The 4,657-nt window shown below is 34.9% G+C and carries 6 protein-coding genes; 1 reads left to right on the forward strand and 5 read right to left on the reverse strand.

The genetic code is table 11. The annotated features are described in order from the left end of the window. Positions 1-15: 15 nt before the first annotated feature. Together BUB90_RS22900 and BUB90_RS22905 are read right to left on the reverse strand one after the other, a co-directional pair. Positions 16-672, reverse strand: coding sequence for a hypothetical protein (locus tag BUB90_RS22900; protein WP_242952595.1), 657 nt, complete (start codon positions 670-672; stop codon positions 16-18). A gap of 233 nt (positions 673-905) precedes the next feature. Next, positions 906-1,307, reverse strand: a complete 402-nt coding sequence (locus BUB90_RS22905; RefSeq protein WP_073291983.1) for a hypothetical protein — start codon at positions 1,305-1,307, stop codon at positions 906-908. A 322-nt stretch (positions 1,308-1,629) separates the two neighbouring features. Here BUB90_RS22905 and BUB90_RS22910 point away from each other — a divergent pair, with 322 nt between their 5' ends. Then, a complete protein-coding gene (locus BUB90_RS22910; protein ID WP_073291985.1) occupies positions 1,630-1,920 on the forward strand; it encodes a hypothetical protein in 291 nt (96 codons plus the stop codon). A 63-nt stretch (positions 1,921-1,983) separates the two neighbouring features. On the opposite strand, the gene BUB90_RS22915 is transcribed toward BUB90_RS22910, so the two are convergent. From BUB90_RS22915 to BUB90_RS22925, 3 genes are all read right to left on the reverse strand, one after another. Beyond that, complete coding sequence (locus tag BUB90_RS22915) at positions 1,984-2,529, reverse strand: hypothetical protein (protein WP_073291988.1); 546 nt, start codon at positions 2,527-2,529, stop codon at positions 1,984-1,986. Between the two features lie 14 nt (positions 2,530-2,543). Then, the gene (locus tag BUB90_RS22920; RefSeq protein WP_073291990.1) at positions 2,544-3,746 is read right to left on the reverse strand and encodes a ribonuclease domain-containing protein; all 1,203 of its coding nucleotides are present in this window, start codon (positions 3,744-3,746) and stop codon (positions 2,544-2,546) included. 51 nt (positions 3,747-3,797) lie between these two features. After that, a partial coding sequence (locus BUB90_RS22925) for a DnaA ATPase domain-containing protein (protein ID WP_242952596.1) occupies positions 3,798-4,657 on the reverse strand: 860 nt, incomplete at its 5' end.

Raw genomic sequence — 4,657 nt, forward strand, 5'->3', positions numbered from 1 at the left:
ATCTCGCACAACATTTTATTCATACTCATGGGAACTCCTCCATTCTGTTTGATCTACTATAACCCCTGGAAGTGGAGGAAGGAATATCTGTCGTGGCTTCTCCATATTTTCACTCATCTTAATTATCGTGTTAACGATATAGGCTAGTTGGGTATCATGTTCATTGATATTTTCATTCTTTTTCTTTTCTCGTTCATTATCTTTTTTCGAAGAATAGAAACCAGTATTGAATTTTCCTGAATGCTTCACTTCTGTCACAGTAACTGCAGGTTCAATATTTAAGTTCTTATTGGCACCAGTATAGGCAGATTGAAAATATTCAAACCTAGTTCCAGTACCCACAAGCAGATATGCTTGACCATTAAGGGGCATCTTTGGAGCTGCTGCGACTGAGCTGCCGATCATCTCCTTTGATGCCTGTTTTGTCGCAACTTTCAAGCAGATTCTAGCCTTTGAATTTACTCTTATATCATCTGTGATAGCGCCTTCGATATTCTGAGAGACCAATACAATATGAAATCCCAAGGTACGTCCCACACGGGCAATTGTTGTAATCTCTGCAATGAAATCTACATCATTACTTTCATTAGAAAATCGCTTCAATTCAGTAAATTCATCAACAACCAATATAAGATGCGACAGTGATTTTGAATCCACTTTTTTAATTCGCATAATAAAACGCACCTTTCGCAACAAATTTTTTTGCTACAAAAAGTACGTTTATATGAGGTATTGGAACTACACCTAAAAATCCGATTGTATACCCAATGCAAATTTTTTCGCTTAAGTCTCTTAATTCATATCACGGATTACGTCACTTCGTGAGAGCCATGATATTGAATTAAGAGACTGAGATTTAAGTAGTTGGATGAATCCATTTTTTCAACCTCTGTATACATTATATTTTAATAAATTTCAAACAATTCTTGTATATTCTTAGTTGTACAGTGTTTAGTATATGTTTCAGTTTGAATATGTAATGTATACATTATATTTTCTTTATTTCCTTCCATTATTACAGAAATTATACTTGCATCACCCAGCTTTGTTCTAACGTTCTCAAGCAGTTTATTCACTGTATTAAAAAATTCATCTGATATTCCATTATCAGAAAATGAAACATCATTTTTGAAAACATCTTTTAACTCAGCAAAAGGATTATCCGTATCTTTCCCTAAACTTCCCCTTTTTAAATCATTATATAAAAGCTTTACAGTGTATTTATTTTTTTCCCTTTCACCATCGTATTTTATAAGTAGTTTACATTCATTTTCCTTTAATAATATTGGAAATCTCTGTAACATCATTCACCCTTCCTTCTGCAATATCATATATTAAATCCCATTTTTGAGTATCAGATAATGAATTGTTTAGTTTCAAATCATTTTTAGATAGGTTCCACTGACTGATAAACGTTACTGCCTTATTGTACATGCGAGGTACCCGGCTGGGTCGACATCCAACTTATTCGTAAACTTGTTTATCAGACAGAGGCATCACTCTTTCAAGTACGAGATCAAAGTCTCAAGGAGGCCACGATGTCACTCTATCTAATAGAACAATTATACAGGATAAACCTGAATAATTATACAGTTAATAAAGGGTTATAGGTATAAGGAGGCCTTCAATATGATAGATACAAAAATTTTTGACATGCTATATTCCTATCTGGAAGAACGGTCTGATAACAATGTCCGCAGTCAATTAAATGCAGACCCCGAGTATCAGAATGCCTTGGCAGAAGAATGTGAACTCTACCAGAAATATGAAAATCTTAATTTATCAAAAGAACAGTGCAAGGTTATAGAAAATTGGGTGGATGCCGTCACTGCACAAAATTCCACCTACTCAGCAGTACTATTTCGTATGGGTATGCAATGCTGCTTTTCACTGCTGATGCAACTGGCTGACTTGAAGTAATTAGCACAAAAATCGGAGACATTTCAAAACTTATTAGTTAATAAAATATCTCCAATTTTTTTATTACATTATATCAGTCCAAAATGGAATTGACTCAATATTTTCAAAACTTATTGTGTTCTGGTCTTTTTCACCAAATTCAACATTGAAATAGTCTCCAAGATTCTCACCAAAATATATTATATCCACACCATGAACTGATATTATCGGAGGATTTTCACTGTAATTTATAGGCATATACCTATGTGAAAATATAGGTACTAACTTAGGTGCTATTTTAATTCTCTTTTTTACTTCATTTTTAAAATGTTCTTCATTATTGGGTTCTTGTCCCCAATCGTCACACCAATAAACTTCTTCTGGCATATCCATAATGTATTTTATTGGTTGATTAATCATATTCTTTATATATTCAACATTTCCTTGTTCTCTATTTCTCCAATTATAGAAACCTTTTGATACTGGTAATGCAGTCATTAAGAAATCACGTAAACTCATCGGAAATACAATTTCGTAAATTTTTTCTATCTGCGTTACTTCATCAACTGTTAGTCCATCTTCAAATTCAACTTCTTTTTCTTTTAATAAATCTATAGTTTCTTTATACATTTTTCATTACCTCACTATTCAATTCTTGTAAATGTTTCATAATGATTATTCGTATACCAAACAGAACCATCGTCACCAATTATAATTCTTTCCATACCTCTATTCTGCCCTTTTACATAAGGATTAATATCATATTCTTTATAGCTAATACCTTCTGGTAACTTTTGTGCCCCTTCTTTTGGCATGTTTTGATATACTTTACCTCCTTTATATCCCTGTGGTGCCGCACCATTCTTTGCTTTTACTTGATTAGCTATATCTTTTGCCTTATCTGGTATTGAATCTAAGCCACCCTTATTAAACATCTTCAACTTCAACGCCTTAAACGCTTTTGATAATCCATAACCAATGCCCGCAAATACGACTCCTGTTACTCCTGCAATTACAACATCCGTTACTATTTTCTTAAGCGACATCGAATCACCCTTAATTACAACATCGCCCAAATCACTGAGTAACATTGCTCCTACTCCAGATGCTCCACCAGTTACTAGTGTTTGCCACAGTTTAATTACTGCACCTTTTACTGCTCCTGTAAAGAATACTCCCATTCCGCTAGCTATACCACCAGCAACTGCTCCAAAAAACGCTCCTTCTTCAAAGCCTTCCCAGAATCCCCCACCAGTAGCAATACTAATTAGACCACCTATCACTCCTCCTATAACTATACCCGACAAAATACTTTTCACGATACCACAAAGAATACTTTTTCCTATAAACGCCAACACTGCTGGTAGTCCAAACATCACTGTTGCTACTACAGCAACTACAATTACGGCAATCACTAGAACAATCGTTACAACCGCTTTCCAATGTTCTTTACACCATTCCCCTATTTTCTTTAAGTCATTTTTGCGCTTTTCCCAAAAATTCTTCTCACGATCTGGTTTTAAGTACTTGTATTGATCATAAAAATCATCTTTACGCTTATTCACAAGGTCCGCTACATTACCATCAATGCGATAGGTATCTTCTATAAACTGTTCGCTGCTTCCTCTAACCTGTTCTAGGGAGTCAACTTTCTCTTCCTGTACACTTGTAGATGCCTGTATGGAGCTTATAACATCTTCCATATTACATATGGATTGCTTGATTGCCAGTGCCTTTGTTTTTAATGAAAATAGTTCTGATTTGTAATCGCCTACTGTTTTCTTTACTTCTCCAAGCTTCCCAGACATCTGCGCTATTTGATTCGAGTATAACGCAATCGTTGCCATAAATCTACTCCTTTTTATTTGTTGTAGTCTTTATGTATTTTGTAATTACTCTTACTCTTCTGTTTTGATAAACTTTAACTTCATTAAGCGATCTGCTTCTACGTCATAGTAGTAGCCATCGCCTTTTTCACATCTTGCATAATCCTCTTTTAATGATTTGACGTCCATACTGCCAAAGATTGTTTTTTGTCCTCGTTCCCCTGCAAACTCAGCAATATTGTCAAGTAAGAAAGCAGAGGAAATCGCATTATTAAAAAAGGAATTTTGCTCAGAATCATTAATCTTCTGTACATCTGTAAATACGAACAGATATCCTCTCTCTTCTGCAACTGCAGCTAGTTGAGGAAGAAGGGCATTCATAAAGAACTTATTTTCATTTGCATTCAGATACACGAGCTTGCTTTGTATTACAAACACCGTAAATGGTTGTTGCTCTAGGCTACAGTCTGGAATTTTACCAAACTCCTTGGAAAGTTCTTTGCTGACTCCATATATCCCCGCCAAAAATCGTTTATCTATCGATATATAATTCTCATTAAGGTACACGTAGAACTGCTGAAGGGGAGACAACTTTTTACTTTTATTTGTATCATCATTGAAGCAAAGATCTACCTGTTCATATTGATGGATCATTACGGAATCCAACTGCGTATTAATACTCTCATAGATCGGTTTTAACTGGTTACGTCCATCATCAAGGAAAACCACTCTCGCATCCGGTTTTTTGTCACATAGACCATTCATTAGCAATCGAAGTAAATTTGTCTTACCAAATTCCTTCTTTCCATAGATTGCAACCACTTGTGAGTGTTCAAAATCTAGTGTTACCGGATAGAAATCCACGTAATCCAATCCAACACTAATTGCAGTAGTTGTGTAATCCATGTTTTCCTTGACATGTTGTAGAAGGT

The sequence above is a fragment of the Anaerosporobacter mobilis DSM 15930 genome, from assembly GCF_900142955.1.
Lineage (GTDB): Bacteria > Bacillota > Clostridia > Lachnospirales > Lachnospiraceae > Anaerosporobacter > Anaerosporobacter mobilis.

Bases quoted from the DNA above. Each gene is read 5' to 3' on its own strand.
- BUB90_RS22900 (WP_242952595.1), bottom strand. From the start codon at position 672: ATGCGAATTAAAAAAGTGGATTCAAAATCACTGTCGCATCTTATATTG.
- BUB90_RS22905 (WP_073291983.1), bottom strand. From the start codon at position 1,307: ATGATGTTACAGAGATTTCCAATATTATTAAAGGAAAATGAATGTAAA.
- BUB90_RS22910 (WP_073291985.1), top strand. From the start codon at position 1,630: ATGATAGATACAAAAATTTTTGACATGCTATATTCCTATCTGGAAGAA.
- BUB90_RS22915 (WP_073291988.1), bottom strand. From the start codon at position 2,529: ATGTATAAAGAAACTATAGATTTATTAAAAGAAAAAGAAGTTGAATTT.
- BUB90_RS22920 (WP_073291990.1), bottom strand. From the start codon at position 3,746: ATGGCAACGATTGCGTTATACTCGAATCAAATAGCGCAGATGTCTGGG.